Here is a 16,943-nt window from a genome sequence, read left to right as displayed (position 1 = left end):
CGGCTCATGATTCGCTCGCTACGCTCGCTCATGCCGCCTCCTCCTCGGTGAGCTGGGACAGCACGATCTCCCGGTAGGTCACGTTGCTGTTCATGAGTTCGCTGTGCGTGCCGGTGCCGACGACCTGCCCGTCGTCGAGGACGAGGATCCGGTCGGCGTCGCGGATCGTGTTGACCCGCTGGGCGACGATCACGACCGTCGCGTCGGCGGTCTCCTGGGACAGCTCCCGGCGCAGCGCCGCGTCGGTGGCGTAGTCCAGGGCCGAGAACGAGTCGTCGAACAGGTAGATCTCGGGCCGGCTGACCAGCGCGCGGGCGATGGCGAGGCGCTGGCGTTGGCCGCCGGAGACGTTGGTGCCGCCCTGCGCGATCGGCGCGTCCAGGCCTTCGGGCATCGCCTGCACGAAGTCCTTGGCCTGCGCCACCTCCAGGGCCCGCCACAGCTCCTCGTCGGTGGCGTCGGCCTTGCCGTAGCGCAGGTTCGACGCGACGGTGCCGGAGAACAGGTACGGCTTCTGCGGCACGAAGCCGATCGCCCGGGACAGTGCCTGCGGCTCGATGTCGCGCACGTCGACGTCGTCGACCAGCACCCGGCCGCCGGTGGCGTCGAACAGCCGCGGCACGAGGTGCAGCAGCGTCGACTTGCCGCTGCCCGTACTGCCGATGATCGCGGTGGTCTCGCCGGGCAGGGCGGTGAAGGCGATGCTGCGCAGCACCGGCTCCTCCGCGCCCGGGTAGCTGAACTCGACGTCGCGCAGCTCCAGGTGCCCGCGCAGGCCGGTCGGGGTGACCGGCGCGGTCGGCGGGACGACGCTGGAGTCGGTGCCGAGCACTTCCTCGATGCGCTCGGCGCAGACCTCGGCGCGCGGCAGCATGACGAACATGAAGGTCGCCATCATCACCGCCATCAGGATCTGCATCAGGTAGCTCAGGAACGCGGTCAGCGCGCCGATCTCCATGCCGCCGCTGTCGATGCGGTGCGCGCCGAACCACAGCACGGCCACCGTCGAGATGTTGATGACGAGCATGACGAACGGGAACATCGAGGCCATCAGCTTGCCGACGGCCAGCGCGACGTTGGTCAGCTCGGTGTTCGCCCCGGCGAAGCGCTCCTGCTCGTGCCGGTCGCGGACGAACGCGCGGATCACCCGGATGCCGGTGATCTGCTCGCGCATCACCCGGTTGACCTCGTCGATGTTGGTCTGCATGGCCCGGAACAGCGGCCGCATCCGGTACACGATGAAGCCGATGCCGAGGACCAGCGCCGGGATGACCGCCAGCAGCAGCCCGGACAGCTGCACGTCCAGCTGCAGCGCCAGCACGATGCCGCCGACCATCATGATCGGCGCGCTGACCATCATGGTGAAGGTCATCAGCGCCAGCATCTGGACCTGCTGCACGTCGTTGGTGGTCCGCGTGATGAGCGACGGCGCGCCGAAGTGGCCCACCTCGCGGGCCGAGAACGACTGCACCCGCTCGAAGATCGCGGCCCGGACGTCGCGGCCCAGCGCGCTGGCGACCTGCGCGCCGACGTAGACCGCGCCGATCGAGCAGATGATCTGCACCAGCGAGACGCCGATCATGGCGGCGCCGATGCGCATGATGTAGCCGGTGTCGCCCTTGACCACGCCCTGGTCGATGATGTCGGCGTTGAGGGTGGGCAGGTAGAGGTTGGCGATCGTCTGCACCAGTTGCAGGAGCACGACGAGGGATATCTGCCGCCCGTAGGGCCGCAGCTGGCGGCGTACGAGTGTGATCAGCATGCGGGCTCTTTCTTCGCCTCGGGGGAGAGCACGCCGTCCAGGACGACGTCGACGATCTGGTCTTCGGGGAGGATCTCGCTGCGGTTGTTGAAGAACACCATCGAGATGAGCAGGGACGCGACGGTGGTCGGCGGCAGCCGGAACCGGTCGGCATCATCGGAGATCAGCTCGGCGACCGCATCCGAGATTCCGGTCAGCGCCTCGCGGGGATCGAACACGGGCGTGGTGGTGACCACGGCCAGGCCGCTGCCGCGCAGCGACATCATCAGTGGGGCGTTGTCGCGGAAGCGGCGGGTCAGGATCCGCACCGCGGTCTTGAGCCGGAACCTGACGTCGGGGTCGCCCGCCACCGCTTTGATCGACTCGATGGTGGGAGCCGGGTCGAAGGCGTGGGCGAGCGTGGCCGAGATCAGAGCGGCCTTGTCGGGGAAGGCGCGGAAGATGGTCCCCTCCGCGACGCCCGCGCATTCGGCGATCCGCTTGCTGCTCACGTGCACGCCCTCGGCACGCAGCAGCGGCAGGGTCGCCGCGATGATCGCGGCGCGCCGGTCCTCGGGGGTCAACGGGGAAACCCGGCGCCTGGGGGAGGCGTCAGTCACGGCGGCGACTCTAAATGAGTGAGCACTCACTCCGCAAGCAAATATCCGCGCCGCGTGTCGCCGCCGCTCCGCGACCACGCTTTGCAATAGACGTTGGCCCATCTGATCGAGTTTCCAAGGATCGAACTCGATCAGATGGGCCAACGTCGATAAAAACGGGAACCGTGCCCCCCCGTCAGGAGGCGACGAAGATCAGGGAGGTTTGGTCGTTGAGGGCTTCGCCGACCGTGGGGTGGTCGCCCGCCGTGAACAGCTGGCACGCGCCTACCTCGCCCGGTGCCGCCTCGTCGTGCTCGCACAGCACCGCCCGACCGCCTTCGGCCAGGCGCAGCGAGCTGATCGCGTCGTTGCCGACCCCATCGAGGTCGGCGGCGGCGAACATACCCGGCCCGAACCCACCCGACTCCCCGGCCAGCCCGCCGTCGGCGTACGCGATGAGCACCTGGCCGGTTGACGGGCCCGCCGAGACGGCGAGCAGGGAGACGCCGTTGTCGAGTTCCGTGCCCGCCAGCTCGTGCACCCCGGCGCCGAACAGGGCGCACTCGCCGAGCGCGGCGGGTGCGGCCTGGTCGTCGGCGCAGGCCAGCACCCGTTGGCCGGCCGCCACGTGCAGGGAGCTGATCGCGTCGTTGCCGACCGGGGCCAGGTGACCGGCCGTGGCCTGGTGCACGCCGGGGCCGAACGACTGGACCGCCCCGGTCAGCGCGGGCCCGTCGGCCGCGGTCACGGCCGGGCCGCCGATGGCGATCAGGGAGACGGTCCCGTCCAGGCCGGTGCCGACCGACGGGTGCTCGCCGGGCCCGAAGACCCGGCACCGGCCGGGGTTGCCGCCGGCGCCGGCGGTGGCGGTGGCGCCGGCGGTGGTGCGGTCGCTGTCGCAGAGCACGGCCCGGTGGCCGTCGGCCACTACCAGGGAGCGGACCGCGTCGAGGCGGTCCAGGTCACCCGCGCTCGCCTCGTACCGGCCGGGGCCGAGGCGCAGCCTGCCGCCGGACAGCGCCGGTTCGCCGTAGACGGTGACGCCCTGGCCGGTCTCCTTCGCGCCCACGACGGCCAGCAGCGAGATGTGGTCGTCGAGGCCGCCGCCGATCCGGTCGTACCAGCCGGCGTCGAAGTACCGGCAGGAGCCCAGGCCGTCGACGGCGTCCGCGCTCGACGCCGCGGTGCGGTCGCAGGCCAGCACCCGGAAGCCCGCGCCCACCCGCAGCGAGGAGACGGCGTCGTCACCGACCGCGCCCAGGCCGCCGGAGCCGGCGTCGAACACACCCGCGCCGAACGTCTGCGAAGCCCCGCCGAGCTTCGGGTCGGCGTACGCGACCAGCGGATACACCGCGTCCGGGACCGTCGGTTCCGGCACCACGGGCACCGGAGCCGGCGCGCCCGCGGCGGCGGTCAACGGCAGCAGCGCGTACGCCGTGCCCGCGGCGGCCAGCAGCGACCTGCGAATCCACATCTCAAGCTCCCCGTGTCACCCCGATGTGCAGCACCACCGGTACCAACTGGCGGCGGGCCCGCTGGTGATGGACGTGCCACGATCGGGCGGTCAGCGGCGGCGGTTGCGCATGGTCAGCTCGGTGAGCCCGTCCCGGGTGGCGACGACGGTGAGCTTGTCGCGCTCGCGTACCCGCCGGGTCGGGCCTGGTTTCCACAGCGGCCGGGGCTCGCCGAACTCGGTCACCGCGACCACCCGCATCGAGCCCTCGCGGTTCACGTTCGCGGTGGTCGTGCCGGCCAGCGGCGAGCCGGTGGGCACGAACATCTCGGCGATGAGCAGCACCCGCCGGTCGACGGCGATGGTGCCGATCACCTCCCGGCCCATCAGCGCCTCCGCGAACGCGGGCACCGCCATGCTGGACACGCTGCGCGACAGCGGCAGGTCGAAGGTCGTGCGCACCCGGTCGGCGAGGTCGGGGTCGAACAGTCGCAGCACGACCCGCACCCGTTGTTGCAGCTTGCGGGCGTACAGGCCGGTCTGCAGGTTGGTCATGTCGGAGCGGTCCACCGCGAGCAGTGCCTTGCACCGCTCCACGCCCGCCTGGCGCAGTGTCGTCTCCCGGCTCGGATCGCCGATGAGCAGCGGGATGTCGAGTTCGCGGGCCAGCGGCACGCCACGGGCGTTCTCGTCCTGGGCGACGGCGACCATGGTGATGCCGCGGTCGTGCAGCAGTCGCATGACGCGGGTGCCGACGCCGCCCAGGCCGACCACCACGACGTGGCCGGAGCGCGGCTGGATCAGCCGCAGCTGCGCCACGGCCAGGCGCGCCCGCACCGTGCCCTCCACCACCAGTGCCGTGACCAGGGGGATGAACGCCAGTCCGGCGAGCCCGAGCAGCAGTTGCAGGGCCTGCTGCCGGGGCTGGTAACCGGCCTCCGGCTGGGGTCCGCCGAGCACCGTGGCCGCGGCCTCGTAGAACGCCTCCCACGGTTGCAGGTCCAGGCTGACGGCCAGGGCGGTGCCGGCCGCGACGATGATCGCCAGTACGGCGGTGACGGCGATGCGGGTCTTGCGGGAGAACAGCGCGCCCAGGAACGACAGCACCAGGCCGGCCCAGGACGGCCGCTTCGGTGTGAGCCGGCTCAGGCCGAGCGAGGTCTCCCACAGCGACGCCGGACCGCGGTCCTCGGCGAGGACCAGGTCGGCGGTGCGCTCGTCGGCGGGGAGCACCTGCGGCGCGTCGCCGTCGGAGGTGTCGGCGAGCCCGCACACCACGTCCTGGGGCAGCACGTCGGCGCGCGGGGCGACGACGAGGGTGCGCCGCGCGACCTGCACCGGCGTCGCCGCGACCTCGCCGAGTGCGGTGGCGACCAGCTCCGGGCCGGCGATCTCCGCATCGGACAGCACCCGCGCGTTGCCGAGCAGCGACTCGATGTCCTGGCCCAGCGCGGTGTGGTACATCCGCAGCACCAGCCGCAGCCGGGGGGCGACGTCGCGGGCGAGCAGGGCCAGCGAGAGGTTGCCGACGTCGTCCTGCACGGTGAGCGCCAGCCCGGCCGCGGTGCCGACGTCGACCCCGCGCAGCGCCTGCTCGTCGATGCGCTCGGCCACCACCAGCGCCACCTCGGCCAGCGCGGTGAAGTCGCGCGCGGTGGCCTGTTCCGCCTCGGTCATCAGCACCACCACCTCGGCGCGGTAGCGCTCCGAGAGCTGTTGTGCCAGGCGGAAGGTCAGGTCGTCCGATCCATTGAGGACGAAGTGGTTCGTGCGGGCAGCGGGCATGCCGGAATGGTCGGCCCATCGCATCGACGACGGGTGACGTCCAGGTGGCCTCGAGGTGAACTGAGTCGGCTCAGCCGCGGCGCAACGTCATGAGCATCGCCGGGTACGGCCCGGCGGCGATCTCGGCCGTGGCGTGCTCGGCGGGGATCACGTTGTCCATCCGCAGCTGCAGGGTGGCGCCCGTGGCGTCGATGATGATCCGCCACAGCCACCCGCCGCCGTAGTCGGCCTCCAGCTCGACCAGGTTGCCGTCGCGCAGGGTGCCCGGCATGATCCGGGCCGCGGGCTGCTGGTGCCACGAGTCGCTCCACAGCCCGGTCACGGCGCCGGGCTCCTCGCCCGCGCCGAGGGCGAGCAGGCCCTGCTGCGGGCCGTCGGTCGGGTGCGCCCAGGTGTAGGCGACGGTGGTCATGTGGCCACCCGCCGCGGTGGCCAGCGCCAGCGTGGCCGGCGACTCGGCGAACTGGTCCTGGGGCATCAGCCGGAAGCCGTTGGCCCCGGTCCAGGCACCTGCCGCGCCCGAGAGAATCGTCATTCGCGGATGCTAGCCGGTCGGTGCGCCATCGGCCGGTGACGCGCCTGCGGCGTCGTGTGAGCGGGGTGTGAGGACTTCCGCTCACGTCCACGTCGCAGCCGCTCGGGTGGACTGTGCGCCGTGACCGACCTGACAAGCGAGGCAAGCGCATGATCCTGCTGTCCGACCGCCGGATCTCCGCCATCGCCCTCGGCGACACCGGTGAACCCATGATCGACCTGCGCGAGGTGCCGGAGCTGCGGATCGACTCCCGGCTCGCCGACCCCGCCGGGGCGTACGCCCACCTGCGCGAGGGTGTCGCCCACCGGCTGCTCGACGCGCAGCGGGTGCTGCCGGACGGGCTGCGGCTGCTGATCGTCGAGGCGTACCGGCCGCTGCGCCTGCAGACGACGTACTTCGAGGACTACAAGGCCGAGCTGCGGGCCGCCCACCCGGGCTGGGACGACGACCGGCTGCACACCGAGGCGAGCAAGTACGTCTCGCCGCCCGACGTCGCGCCGCACAGCACCGGCGGCACGGTGGACCTGACCCTGTGCACCGAGCAGGGCCTGGAGCTGGACATGGGCACCGAGGTCAACGCTAGCCCGCTGGCCAGCGCCGACGCCTGCTTCACCGGCTCGCCGCACATCTCGGCGACCGCCCGCGAGCACCGGGACCTGCTGTCGATCGTGCTGTCGGGGGTGGGCCTGGTCAACTACCCCACCGAGTGGTGGCACTGGTCCTACGGCGACCGCTACTGGGCCCTGCAGACGCGTTCGGCGCAGACGCGGTACGGCCCGGTCGCTTCGGTCTGACCGGAACAAGCGGAGCGGGTCCGCGGTTGATCCAGCCGAAGACACCCGAGATCGCTGAGGAGTACCTCTATGACCAGCTCCGCCGACACCGTCATCGCCGCGTTGCGGTCCGGCCACGACTCGCTCGCCGCACACGTGCGCGGCTTGCGCGATCCCGACCTGACCGGCGCGTCGGGCGCGTCCGAGTGGGACGTGTCCCAGGTGCTCAGCCACCTGGGCAGCGGCGCCGAGATCCACCTCGCGACGGTCGAGGCGGCGCTGGAGGGCCGGCCCAACCCCGGGTTCGAGTTCAACAAGGGCGTATGGGCGCGCTGGGACGCGATGGAGCCCGCCGACCGGGCCGCGGGCTTCCTCGCCGCCAACGACGCGCTGCTGGCGAAGTACGCCTCGCTCGACGCCGCGACCCTCGCCGACCTGCGGATCGACCTGGGCTTCCTGCCCGCGCCGGTCGACGTCGCCACGGCCGCGAGCCTGCGGCTGAGCGAGTACACCTTCCACTCCTGGGACGTGCGGGTCGGCGGCGACCCGCAGGCCGTGCTCGCGGACGAGGCGGTGCCGCTGCTGACGGGCACGCTCGGCGGCATGTTCGGCTGGCTGGCCAAGTCGGACGCCCTCGACGGCCGGGCACTGACCCTGCGCGTCGAGACCACCGGCCCCGACGCCGTGCACGGGCTGCGGCTGGCGGACAAGGTGGAGCTGATCGACGCGCCGGCCGACGCCGACGGGGTGCTGCGGTTGCCCGCCGAGGCCTGGCTGCGCCTGATCGTCGGCCGGTTGTCGCCGCAGCACACCCCGGCCGCCGTCGAGACCGCGGGCGCGGCCGACCTGGCGCTGCTCCGGCAGGTGTTCCGCGGTTTCTGACCGGGCCCGCGCAGGCCGTCCCGCCCGGTCACCGCACGGGCGGGGCGGCCTGCCGGCATGAGCCGGTTTCGGCGCTTTCGCCGCGTCCGAGCTGTGACACTACGGTGGTGACCGGCGTAGACGATCGTGCGGGGCTGCTCGAAGGAGTCGACCTGCGCGCGCTGGTGCAGCGCTACGAACCGGTGCTGTGCTTCACCGCGGGGGAGATGTTCTTCCCCATGCCCGTCGACACCTACCTGGCCGGGGCGGCCCTGTGGGCCTCGCACCACACCACGCGCGGCGCCCCGACGCTGCTGGTCGACCACGGTGAGCTGGACCCCGCACGGCTGGCCGACACGGCCCGCGCCCATCCCGAGGCCGCGCTGTTCCTGCGCTACGCCCCGCGCGGCCTGCATCGCCGTGAGCTGCGGGAATGGCGGCGCAGGCCGGACCGGCCGAAGTTCACCGGGGTGTCCCGGCTGGCCGCGGTCGGGCTGCTCGGCCGGTTCATCGACTCGCTGCTGCGGCTGTCGCTGACGCTGCGCGGGCGGGTGCCCGGCGGGCTCACGGCCGCGGTGCAGCGCCAGTACGCCGCCGCCGGTCCGCAGACCGACACCTACCACGCCCACGTCAGCTCGGACGGCGGCTACGTCGTCATCCAGTTCTGGTTCCTGTACGCGATGAACGACTGGCGGTCGAGCTTCAGCGGCGTCAACGACCACGAGTCCGACTGGGAACAGCTCACCCTCTACCTGGTGCCGTCGCCCGACGGACCGGACGGGTTCGAGCTCGCCTGGGTGGCGCTGTCCTCCCACGACGAGGTCGGCGACGAGCTGCGCCGACGGCCCGATGACCCCGACCTGACCTGGGTCGACGGCACGCACCTGGTGGCCAACGCGGGCGCGGGCTCGCACTCGGGGGCGTACCTGCCCGGCGACTACCTGGTGCGGGTGCAGCCGCCGTCGCTGGAGGGCGTGCTCAACACGGTGGTCCGGATCCGGGCGCTGCTGTTCCCATGGACCCGCGGCGAGGCCGCCGAGGGCCTGGGCATCCCGTACGTCGACTACCGCCGCGGTGACGGGGCGCGGATCGGCCCGGGCACCTCCCGGCCGTGGACCCCGATCCTGATCGACTCCAGCACCCCGTGGGTGCGTGACTACCGGGGGCTGTGGGGCTTGGACACGGCCGACCCGTTCGGCGGCGAGCGCGCGCCCGCCGGTCCCCGCTACGAGCGCAGCGGCGCGATCCGGGCCTCGTGGGGCGACCCGGTCGGCTGGGCGGGCCTGGACAAGGTGCCACCGACACCCGCGCGGGCGCTGCGGGCCGGGGCGGACCGGGCACGCGAACTGGCGGACACGATCGCCGAGCTCGACGGCCGGATCGCCGACGGGCAGGACGAGCTGCGGCGTATGTCGGCCGGGCTGGAGGTGCTGCCGCCGACGGTGACCGCGAGCCGTCGCGGCGGGGACGGCGCGGCCGCCGCGCTGCTCGCCCAGGAGCAGGCCGTGGCGCAGTTGCGGGCCCGCCGCCGCGCGGCGGTGAACGAACGCGATCAGCTCCAGGCGGTGGGCGGCGTGCCGCCGCTGCCGCCGCCGCACGCGCACCTGCGCAACCGGGTCGTGCCCGACGTCGCCGCCCCTGCCGGCGCGCTGTTGCGGTTCTGGTCCGGGGCGTCGCTGTCGGTGCTGCTGCTCCTGCTCGGCTTCGCGCTGCTGCTGGAGCAGGGTTCGCTGCTGCTCGCATGCACGCTCGCGGTGCTGGCGGTGATGGGCGTCGAGGCGATACTGCGCCGTCGCCTGCTGCTGTTCCTGCTGAGCCTGGTCATCCTCGTCGGCGTCGGCTGGCTGACCTGGCTGCTGCTCACCAACCTGCGGATCGCGTTCGGCGTGCTGGCCGTGGCCGCGGCCGTCGCGATCGGCGTGGCGAACCTGCGCAACCTGTTCGGCCGCCGCTGACCGGTGTCGCCGCCGCCCGGCGCGACAGCCGGCAGGGACCGCAGACGCCTGCTACCGATGGGCTTCGAGCACCGGCCGGGCGAGGTCGTCGGAGCCGATCCCAGCAGCGATGCGCCGGATGTCGTCGAAGATCCGTTCGTGGGCGGCCGCCGCGTCGGCAGAGGTGAGGTCCATGTTCTGGATGAACCCGTGGACGAGGCCGGGCTCCACCCGGTGCCGGACGCGCACCCCGGCCGCGGCCAGCCGCCGGGCGTACTCGTCACCCTCGTCCCGCAGGGCGTCGTGCTCGGCCGTGACGACGACAGCCTCCGGCAGTCCACGCAGGTCCTCGGCGAACAGCGGGCTGGCCGCCACCCGCTGCGCCGGATCGGGCGTCCACTGCTGCACCGCCCAGCTCAGGAAGTCGGCGTCCAGGCCGAAGCCGGTGCCCTTCTCGGCGACGCTGGGCAGGCTCAGGGTCAGATCGGTGTTCGGGCACAGCAGGACCTGCGCGCGCGGCAACGGCTGCCCGGCGTCCCGCAGCCGGCGGCAGGCCATGGTGGCCACGTATCCGCCCGCGCTGTCCCCGGCGACGAGGTGCGGCCGGACCCACTCCAGCACGCTCGTGACGTCGTCGATCGCCGCCGGGTACGGGTGTTCGGGTGCCCGGCGGTAGTCGACGGCCAGCACCTCGACGTCGCAGGCGGCGGCGATGCGGCGGCAGGTCCGGTCGTGGGTGTCGAGGTCGCCGATCACCCAGCCGCCGCCGTGCACGTAGACGAGCAGCGGCCGGTCGGCGTCGACGGGCCGGTAGTGGCGCAGGGCCAGCCCACCGGGGCCGGCGAGGTCGCGCACCCGGGCCAGCGGCGGGCCTGCGGGCCGGGTGGAGGCCCGCAGGCGGATCTGGTCGCGCAGTTCGGTGAGGTCGGGGACGGCCATGGCAGATGATCTTAGGCGCGCCGCGCGCTGTCCCACGCCGGGCTGGTCCGGAAGTAGGTGTCGTAGAGCTCCTGCACCTCCAGCAGGCTCTCGGGCGGCACCTTGCCGTAGACGATGCGCTCCAGGTGGCGGAAGTACTCGAAGCGCTCGACGCCGGGCGTGATGACGATGAGGATGTCGGCGTCCTCACCGGACGCGGCGGCGAACGCGTGGTTCAGGCCGGGCGGCACGACGACCAGGTCGCCGCGTTCGGCGGTCACCACCTGGTCGCCGGAGAGCAGTTGCGCGACGCCGTCGAGCACGTAGAAGAGTTCGGCCGAGTTGCCATGGTGGTGCGGTCTCGCGCCGTCGGCGCCGTCGAGCAGGGTCACGCGCTGGGTCGACAGGGCGCCGCCGGTGGCGCTGCTGTCGGCCAGCAGCCGGATGGTCGTCGGGGCGCGCCCGATCACCTCGGCTTCGGCCGAGCGGACGACGACCGGGTCGGTGAACTGCGGGATGAACAGGGACATGGCGTACTCCTTGGGCGTGGGACGGGATCAGACGGCGAACAGCAGAGCGGCGCTGGCCAGGACGATGACGGCGGTGGCGAAGTGGATGCCGAACGCGGCCGCCCTGGTGCCGCCGTTGCGCAGCACGATCAGCGTGTCGGCCAGCGGGACGAGGGCGACGGCGAGCATGAACCAGGCCTCGGCGCGAACGCCGACGAAGGCGATGAGGGCCAGCCCGATGATCCCGTAGGTGAGGTCGCGTACGCCCTTGACGGTCAGGTAGGCGCGGTCTCCGTCGGGTTTGGCCGGCACGCCGTATCCGGCTGCCGCCGGACGCGGGGCGAGCAGGAAGCGCACGCCGATAAAGGCGACGAAGAGATCGAGCACGACGGCGAGGCCGATGGCGAGGGGGGTGAGCACGACGGTTCCTCCAGAATCTAGCGGCGCTAGGAATACGAGCGACACTAACATAGCTTTGACAGTGATGCTAGCGGCGCTAGAATCAGGCCATGCCTCCGACGAAGCGCCGCGAGCGCGAACTGGCCGAACGCGAACGGCTCATCGTCACCGCCGCCCGTGACCTCGCCGAAGCACAGGGCTGGGACGCCGTCACCACCCGCCGGCTCGCCGAACTGATCGAGTACAGCCAGCCCGTGCTCTACAGCCACTTCAAGGGCAAGGACGCCATCATGGCGGCGGTCGCCGTCGAGGGCTTCGCCGAAGTGGCCGGCATCCTGCGCGCGGTCCGCACCGAAGCCGCCGACGCGAGCGCGGCGCTCGCCGCGGTGGCGCACGCGTACGCGGACTTCGCCGACCGGCGTCCCGCCACCTACGACGCGATGTTCACCCTGGCCGTCGGGCTGCCCTTCGCCACCCCGGCCGCCCCGCCGGCGCTGCGCGCGGCGTTCGGCGAACTGCGCGAGGCGGTGCGCCCGCTCATCGGAGACGACGACCTCGACGTGCGCACGGAGGTGTTCTGGGCAAGTCTGCACGGGCTCACGACGCTCATGCGCGGTGGCCGGCTGCGCCGCGACGGGCACGAGCAGCGGCTCGCGCTGCTGCTTGAGGGCTTCGGCGGCTGAATCCGTGACCGGCACCGGGCGGCGGCCCCGAGTCCTCCGGCGATGATTTCGCCAACGGCGGGTTCAGACCCTGACTTGGATCAGCCCGTGCGTGCCGTCCAGGCGCCAGCCGACACCGGCGGCGTCCAGCGCCGCGACGTCCGGTGCGCCGACCAGGACCTCGGACTTGAGCGTGCGCAGCGCCGCGACCGCCCCGGGAAAGTACGCGGTCACCGCGTCGAACGGGGTGTGCGCGGGCCAGTGACGGTCCCCGACCAGCCGCCGATAGTTCAGGTCGCCCTTCACGATCGTCAGCTTCGCCGCCCGGAACCGTGCCGCGAGGTCGCCGGGCAGATCGTGATAGCTCAGCGGCTCGCAGTAGAACGGATCGGTCACCACCTCCAGCGACCCGTCGTCCAGGGCTGTCCACAGCCGTTCGCGCAGCGCCGGCTCCGCGTCGGCCAGGCGTCGCAGGCAGGACAGCAGGTCGTGGAGCATGGCGTCGGAGACGAAGTAGGGCTGCGGCTTGAGGTGCAGCTCGACCCGGTCGGCCAGGCGGTTGCGCAGCAGCACGTCGACCAGCACCAGGTCGGGGATGAGTTCCCGCCCGGCGTTGTCGGCGACCAGGCACACCGTGCCGCCGGTGCCGGGCGCGAGCAGGCGCCGCAGCACTGCGCTGTCGTCGGCGACCAGGTCGGAGGCCTGCTTGCGGTGCTCGGCCTCCGGGTCGGACACCCGGGTGGCGAGGTCGGCCCGGTTGCCCCACAGCGCGGCGTCCACGGCCGCGGTCAGCTGCTCCTCGGCGGGCCGGGTGGTCAGGCCGGCCAGGGCGGCGAGGTCGGCGTCGAGCGCGGGATCGGCCAGCTCCGCCGACTTCTGCGGAGTGAACGGGTCCAGCCCGCGCCACGGACCTGGCCGGAAGTACTCCACGGCTTCCAGCAGCCGCCGGTAGAAGTAGTTCTCCGCCCACAGGAACGGCACGTCGTACCAGCTCATGCCCAGGTACGGCGCGCTCCAGCGGGCCCAGTCGGCGGCGTCGTGCGCGTCGGCGGGCAGCGGCTCCACGACGCCGGCGACGGCGTCCTGCGCCAATCGCGCCAGGGCCTGGCGGATGCGCGGAGGGTAGGGGAACGCCCCGGACACCTGCGCGATGATCGCCGGATGCCGGTCGTGCAGCACCCGCCAGGTGAACGAGCCGGGGACGTCGCTCAGGATCGGCGGGGCGTCGGGCAGCGCCCGCGCGTGGTCAGCCTCGGACACTCGTCGCCCCCCGCGTCACCCGTCAACCGATCACGGCCAGTCTAGGCGGACGGCTCGGGCCGAGGGCGGCGCAGGCGCTGTGGACCGTCCTGCCGAAACGCGTTGACCGTGCGGGACCGATGCGGTTCGCTGCCCTCATGTCTGGTCTTCACGTCCGTCCGGTGCGGAGTGAGGACGAGCTGACGGACTGGCGGCACGTCCACAACGTGGTCATCCCGGGTGATCCGCTCAGCGTGGACGAGGTGCGCGACCATGCGCCTGGCCTGACGGCCGCCCACCCGGGGCCGCTCAGGCCGGCTGCGCCGCGGCGGGCGGGGACGGCGTGGCCGGGCGGGCCAGCACCAGGATGATCGAGACGATGTCGAGGATCACCACGGCCGCCGCGATCACGAACACCCACGCCGGCAACAGCCCCTGCCCTTGCACCAGGAAGATGAGCGAGGTCATCAGCAGGGCGACGATGCGGGCCGCGGCGACGATGCGGGCCGCGACCCGGCTGCCCCTGACCCAGGCGAGGCCGACCCCGGCAATCGTCGCCAGCCCGAGCCCGACGGCGACGCCGAAACCACCGAGAACCAGCAGCTCCACGGGCTGGATGGAGTACTCCGGAACGAAGATCAGGGTCGCGACGGCGGCCGGTGACGGACCGGTGAGGTCGGCGGCGCCCAGCACCCCGGCGATCACGAGACCCACCTTGTTCCTGGCGGTGAGCTGCGGACGAGCGGTGGTGTTCATGGTCGGGCTCCTTTCCGGTGATGCGGGGCGGAACGCGGTCGGAGGCGGTGCGCCGCGCCATCGGACCCGGCGATGGGAAGAGTGTGCACTCCAGCTGGTCGGCGGGCCCAGGGCGCGGTTCCCGGTCGGACCGGGACATCTGCCCGGTTTCCCGGATGTCAGGCCGATGCGCGGACCGCGCGCAGCGGCCATGCTCGGGGCGTGACGACCGCACCCATCCGCGTGCTCATCGCCGACGACCACTTCGTGGTGCGGCGTGGCGTCGGCGCGATGCTGGCCTCGCTGGACGACGCCTTCGTCGTGGTGGCGGAGGCGACGACCGGCGTGGAGGCGGTGCGCCAGGCGCAACTGACCACGCCCGACGTCGTCATCATGGACATCAACATGCCGGTCCTGAACGGTATCGAGTCGACCCGGCAGCTGGGCAGGGTCGTGCCCGCCGCCGCGGTCCTCGTCCTGACGATGTTCGACGACGACGAGACCGTGCTGTCGGCGATGCGGGCCGGGGCGCGCGGCTACCTGCTCAAGGGCGCGCTCCAGGACGAGATGGTCGCCGCGATCCGGTCGGTGGCGGCCGGTCAGGTGGTCATCGGACCCGGTGTCGCCGGGCGGCTGCTCAGCCAGCTCACCGCCGCCCAGCCCGCGGATGCGCCATTCCCGCAGCTGACCTCCCGCGAACGGGAGGTGCTGACGGGCATCGCCCAGGGCAGGGGCAACGGGGCGATCGCGGCCGGTCTCGGCCTGGCCCCTAAGACGGTCGGCAACCATGTGTCTGCGATCTTCGCCAAGTTGCGGGTGGCCAGCCGGGCCGAGGCCATCGTCCGGGCGCGCGAGAGCGGACTCGGCGGGCGTACGGCGGAAGGGTCCTGACCGGTGGCCCGCCTGCAGCGATCCGCCCGGATCGGCGTGCTGGTCACCGCGGTGGCGGGTGGCTTCGGTGCGGCCGCGGTGTGGCCGGCGGCCGGGCCGGTGGAGCCGCTGTGGGCCCTGGTCTGGCAGTTGACCGTCGGCCTGGGCTGCGCCGTGGTCGGCCACGTCGTGCTGGCCGTCGAGCGCAGGCGGGCGACGGGCCAGTTGCTCATCCTGGCGGCGCTCACCCTGTTCGCGGTTCCGGTGACGATCGTCGCGGGCCATCCCGGTCCGGCGCGCGGGCTCTGGGTCAGCGCCGTGCTCGTCACCATCCCGCTGGCACTGCTGTGTGCCGTCCGACCACGCCGGACGGCGGGCCTCGGGTGGATCGACACGTCGCTCGCCGCCGCCGGGCTCGGCGCGGCCGCGGCCGTCGTGGCCGGACTTCCACTGCCCGCCATCCTGCTGGGCGTGGTCGGCGTCGGGATGGTGCCGGTGGCGACGGCCCTGCGGTTCGAGCGGACCGCGGGCGACGAGCGGCGGCGGGTCCTGTGGGTGATCCTCGGGTTCCTGCTGCCGGTGCCGTCGGTCCTGGTCCCGGTCCTCTCGGCTGGTAGGACCGGGGGCCCGGTCGTGCTGCTCGCCGTCGCCGCGGCGGTGCTGTCGCTGTCGCTGCCGTTCGCCGCCGGGGTCGCGCTGCTCGCCCCGCGCATCGTGGACGTACGGGCCGTGATGGCCGGGCTCACCGTCGCCGTGCTCATGTTCGCGCTGGCCGCCGCCGCGTTCATCGGGGTCGAGGCGGCCGTGGTCACCGTCACCGGCGATCCTCCGGCCGGCGGCGTCCGGGTGCTGATCGCGGTCGGTGTCGCGGTGAGCTTCCACCCGGTGATGCGCTGGGTGCGGACCAGTGTGCACGAGATGCTCTTCGGCGGGCGCGCCGATCCGGTCCGTACCCTGACGCTGCTCGGCGGCCGGCTGGCGGCCGGCTCCCCACCGCCCGACTGGCTCGACACGCTCCGGGTGGCGCTGGGCGCGCCGGGGGTGTCCTTACGCGACGGCGAGCAGGTCATCGCGACCTCCGGAGATCTCGGTGGCTCGCCCACGGCACACACCGATCTGCGGGCCGGCGCGGTGCACGTCGGCGAGCTCGTGGTGGCGCTGGCGACCGACGATCCTCGGCTGGCCCGGGCCACCGAAGCCGTGCTCGGCCTGGTGAGCGTGCCCCTGGCGCAGGCGCTGCACGCCGCCCGGCTGACCGAGGACCTGCGGGTGTCACGGGGCCGGGCGGTCACCGCGCTGGAGGAGGAGCGCCGCCGGGTGCGCCGTGATCTGCACGACGGGCTGGGGCCGGCGCTGACCGGGATCGCCTACAGCGCCGACGCGGTCGCCAACCTGCTGCACAGCAGTCCCGGGGAGGCGCTGGAGATCCTGAATTCGCTGCGGGGCGAGGCACGCGATGCCATCACCGAGATCCGGAGGATCGTCTACGGCCTGCGACCCCGTGCGCTGGACGAGCTGGGCCTGGTCGGAGCGGTGCAGCAACAGATCTCGCGGCTGCGGACCGCCGACGGCCGCTGCCTCACCGTGGCCTTCGCCGCGGCCGACGACGTGTCGCGGCTCCCTGCCGCCGTCGAGGTCGCGGCGTACCGGGTGGCCGTCGAAGCCCTCACCAACGTGGCCCGGCACTCGGGCGTCGCCGAGGCGTCGGTCGATTTCACCCTCGTCGACGGTCCCGTCCTACGCGTGACCGTCGAGGACCGTGGCCGCGCGGTCCCGGACTGGATCCCCGGTGTCGGCATCGCCTCGATGCGGGAGCGGGTGGAGCAGGTCGGGGGCACGTTCCTGGCGCGCCTCGGCGCGGACGGGGCGACGGTCATCGCGGAGATTCCCGTGGCCCCGTGACATTGCTGCGGCGTGGCTGCCGGTCCGG

At 73.0% G+C, this 16,943-nt stretch carries 16 protein-coding genes; 6 read left to right on the top strand and 10 right to left on the bottom strand.

What is annotated here, in order from left to right; genetic code table 11:
- Positions 1-28 precede the first annotated feature (28 nt).
- The 5 genes from HAV39_RS37040 to HAV39_RS37020 all read right to left on the bottom strand — a co-directional run bounded on the left by HAV39_RS37040 (position 29) and on the right by HAV39_RS37020 (position 6,113).
- Complete coding sequence (locus HAV39_RS37040; RefSeq protein WP_191843821.1) at positions 29-1,762, bottom strand: ABC transporter ATP-binding protein; 1,734 nt, start codon at positions 1,760-1,762, stop codon at positions 29-31.
- Positions 1,756-2,361: a TetR/AcrR family transcriptional regulator gene (locus tag HAV39_RS37035; protein ID WP_203736158.1), complete on the bottom strand. Its 606-nt coding sequence runs from the start codon at positions 2,359-2,361 to the stop codon at positions 1,756-1,758. The genes HAV39_RS37040 and HAV39_RS37035 overlap by 7 nt, the downstream gene beginning before the upstream one ends.
- Before the next feature lie 175 nt (positions 2,362-2,536).
- Complete coding sequence (locus HAV39_RS37030) at positions 2,537-3,814, bottom strand: hypothetical protein (RefSeq protein WP_191843820.1); 1,278 nt, start codon at positions 3,812-3,814, stop codon at positions 2,537-2,539.
- A gap of 90 nt (positions 3,815-3,904) precedes the next feature.
- Entirely contained in the window at positions 3,905-5,578 is a 1,674-nt protein-coding gene (locus tag HAV39_RS37025) for an NAD-binding protein (RefSeq protein ID WP_191843819.1), read from the bottom strand.
- A 70-nt stretch (positions 5,579-5,648) separates the two neighbouring features.
- The gene (locus HAV39_RS37020) at positions 5,649-6,113 is read right to left on the bottom strand and encodes a hypothetical protein (protein WP_191843818.1); all 465 of its coding nucleotides are present in this window, start codon (positions 6,111-6,113) and stop codon (positions 5,649-5,651) included.
- Between the two features lie 149 nt (positions 6,114-6,262).
- Here HAV39_RS37020 and HAV39_RS37015 point away from each other — a divergent pair, with 149 nt between their 5' ends.
- From HAV39_RS37015 to HAV39_RS37005, 3 genes are all read left to right on the top strand, one after another.
- Positions 6,263-6,907 (top strand): M15 family metallopeptidase, encoded by a 645-nt coding sequence (locus HAV39_RS37015; RefSeq protein ID WP_191843817.1) that lies wholly within the window; start codon positions 6,263-6,265, stop codon positions 6,905-6,907.
- A gap of 69 nt (positions 6,908-6,976) precedes the next feature.
- Positions 6,977-7,768, top strand: coding sequence for a maleylpyruvate isomerase family mycothiol-dependent enzyme (locus tag HAV39_RS37010; RefSeq protein WP_191843816.1), 792 nt, complete (start codon positions 6,977-6,979; stop codon positions 7,766-7,768).
- A gap of 107 nt (positions 7,769-7,875) precedes the next feature.
- Positions 7,876-9,702, top strand: a complete 1,827-nt coding sequence (locus HAV39_RS37005) for a hypothetical protein (protein WP_191843815.1) — start codon at positions 7,876-7,878, stop codon at positions 9,700-9,702.
- Positions 9,703-9,753: 51 nt separating this feature from the next.
- On the opposite strand, the gene HAV39_RS37000 is transcribed toward HAV39_RS37005, so the two are convergent.
- The 3 genes from HAV39_RS37000 to HAV39_RS36990 are packed head-to-tail and all read right to left on the bottom strand — an operon-like array spanning position 9,754 to position 11,528.
- Positions 9,754-10,620, bottom strand: a complete 867-nt coding sequence (locus HAV39_RS37000; protein ID WP_191843814.1) for an alpha/beta hydrolase — start codon at positions 10,618-10,620, stop codon at positions 9,754-9,756.
- A gap of 11 nt (positions 10,621-10,631) precedes the next feature.
- On the bottom strand, positions 10,632-11,129 hold the full coding sequence (locus tag HAV39_RS36995; protein ID WP_191843813.1) for a cupin domain-containing protein: 498 nt from the start codon (positions 11,127-11,129) through the stop codon (positions 10,632-10,634).
- A gap of 27 nt (positions 11,130-11,156) precedes the next feature.
- Positions 11,157-11,528 (bottom strand): DUF4267 domain-containing protein, encoded by a 372-nt coding sequence (locus HAV39_RS36990; RefSeq protein WP_191843812.1) that lies wholly within the window; start codon positions 11,526-11,528, stop codon positions 11,157-11,159.
- An 89-nt stretch (positions 11,529-11,617) separates the two neighbouring features.
- On the opposite strand from HAV39_RS36990, the gene HAV39_RS36985 reads away from it, so the two are divergent.
- Positions 11,618-12,190, top strand: a complete 573-nt coding sequence (locus HAV39_RS36985; RefSeq protein WP_191843811.1) for a TetR/AcrR family transcriptional regulator — start codon at positions 11,618-11,620, stop codon at positions 12,188-12,190.
- Positions 12,191-12,253: 63 nt separating this feature from the next.
- On the opposite strand, the gene HAV39_RS36980 is transcribed toward HAV39_RS36985, so the two are convergent.
- Entirely contained in the window at positions 12,254-13,429 is a 1,176-nt protein-coding gene (locus tag HAV39_RS36980; protein ID WP_203736159.1) for a damage-control phosphatase ARMT1 family protein, read from the bottom strand.
- 288 nt (positions 13,430-13,717) lie between these two features.
- Positions 13,718-14,164, bottom strand: a complete 447-nt coding sequence (locus HAV39_RS36975; protein ID WP_191843810.1) for a hypothetical protein — start codon at positions 14,162-14,164, stop codon at positions 13,718-13,720.
- Between the two features lie 201 nt (positions 14,165-14,365).
- On the opposite strand from HAV39_RS36975, the gene HAV39_RS36970 reads away from it, so the two are divergent.
- Positions 14,366-15,034, top strand: coding sequence for a response regulator (locus tag HAV39_RS36970; RefSeq protein WP_239120397.1), 669 nt, complete (start codon positions 14,366-14,368; stop codon positions 15,032-15,034).
- Positions 15,035-15,037: 3 nt separating this feature from the next.
- Positions 15,038-16,915 carry a sensor histidine kinase gene (locus HAV39_RS36965; protein WP_191843808.1) on the top strand — a complete coding sequence of 626 codons (1,878 nt, stop codon included), beginning with the start codon at positions 15,038-15,040 and terminating at the stop codon, positions 16,913-16,915.
- Positions 16,916-16,943: the final 28 nt, after the last annotated feature.

Origin of the sequence: Catellatospora chokoriensis (assembly GCF_011297315.1) — a bacterium.
Lineage (GTDB): Bacteria > Actinomycetota > Actinomycetes > Mycobacteriales > Micromonosporaceae > Catellatospora > Catellatospora citrea.
The sequence above is the reverse complement of the archived record's forward strand: the minus strand, read 5'-3'. Positions and strand labels throughout refer to the sequence as shown.

Coding starts and splice junctions, on each gene's coding strand:
- HAV39_RS37040 (WP_191843821.1), bottom strand. CDS start 1,762: ATGCTGATCACACTCGTACGCCGCCAGCTGCGGCCCTACGGGCGGCAG.
- HAV39_RS37030 (WP_191843820.1), bottom strand. CDS start 3,814: ATGTGGATTCGCAGGTCGCTGCTGGCCGCCGCGGGCACGGCGTACGCG.
- HAV39_RS37025 (WP_191843819.1), bottom strand. CDS start 5,578: ATGCCCGCTGCCCGCACGAACCACTTCGTCCTCAATGGATCGGACGAC.
- HAV39_RS37020 (WP_191843818.1), bottom strand. CDS start 6,113: ATGACGATTCTCTCGGGCGCGGCAGGTGCCTGGACCGGGGCCAACGGC.
- HAV39_RS37015 (WP_191843817.1), top strand. CDS start 6,263: ATGATCCTGCTGTCCGACCGCCGGATCTCCGCCATCGCCCTCGGCGAC.
- HAV39_RS37010 (WP_191843816.1), top strand. CDS start 6,977: ATGACCAGCTCCGCCGACACCGTCATCGCCGCGTTGCGGTCCGGCCAC.
- HAV39_RS37000 (WP_191843814.1), bottom strand. CDS start 10,620: ATGGCCGTCCCCGACCTCACCGAACTGCGCGACCAGATCCGCCTGCGG.
- HAV39_RS36995 (WP_191843813.1), bottom strand. CDS start 11,129: ATGTCCCTGTTCATCCCGCAGTTCACCGACCCGGTCGTCGTCCGCTCG.
- HAV39_RS36985 (WP_191843811.1), top strand. CDS start 11,618: ATGCCTCCGACGAAGCGCCGCGAGCGCGAACTGGCCGAACGCGAACGG.
- HAV39_RS36975 (WP_191843810.1), bottom strand. CDS start 14,164: ATGAACACCACCGCTCGTCCGCAGCTCACCGCCAGGAACAAGGTGGGT.